At 66.5% G+C, this 621-nt stretch carries 1 pseudogene; it reads left to right on the top strand.

The annotated features are described in order from the left end of the window. Nucleotides 1-621, top strand: a pseudogene (locus IMZ11_RS43280) (phosphoketolase); the annotation flags it as partial.

The following is a 621-nucleotide window of genomic DNA, read 5'->3' as shown; positions in this document are numbered from 1 at the left end:
GAGACGCTGCCCGTCGACGAGAACCTGGCGCCCGACGGCCGGGTGATGGAAGTGCTGTCCGAGCACCTGTGCCAGGGCTGGCTGGAGGGCTATCTGCTGACCGGACGGCACGGGCTGTTCAACTGCTACGAGGCCTTCGTCCACATCGTCGACTCGATGCTCAACCAGCACGCCAAATGGTTGTCGAGCAGTTCCCACCTGACCTGGCGCCGGCCCATCGCGTCGCTGAACTATCTGCTGACCTCGCACGTGTGGCGCCAGGACCACAACGGCGCTTCGCATCAGGACCCCGGCTTCATCGACCACGTCGCCAACAAGCGTCCCGAGGTGGTGCGCGTCTACCTGCCGCCCGATGCCAACACACTGCTGTCGGTCGCCGACCACTGCCTGCGCAGCCGTCAGTACGTCAACGTCATCGTGGCCGGCAAGCAACCGGCCCTGACCTACCTCACCATGGACGAAGCCGTCGCACACTGCACCCGAGGGCTGGGGATCTGGGAATGGGCGAGCAACACCACCGGGGAACCCGATGTGGTGCTGGCCTGCGCCGGTGACATCCCGACACTGGAGACGCTGGCCGCCGCCGACATCCTGCGCCGCCGCCTGCCCGAGGTGAAAGTG

It is taken from the genome of Microtetraspora sp. AC03309 (assembly GCF_020826795.1).
GTDB classification, from domain to species: Bacteria; Actinomycetota; Actinomycetes; order Streptosporangiales; family Streptosporangiaceae; genus Microtetraspora; species Microtetraspora glauca.
The sequence above is the reverse complement of the archived record's forward strand: the minus strand, read 5'-3'. Positions and strand labels throughout refer to the sequence as shown.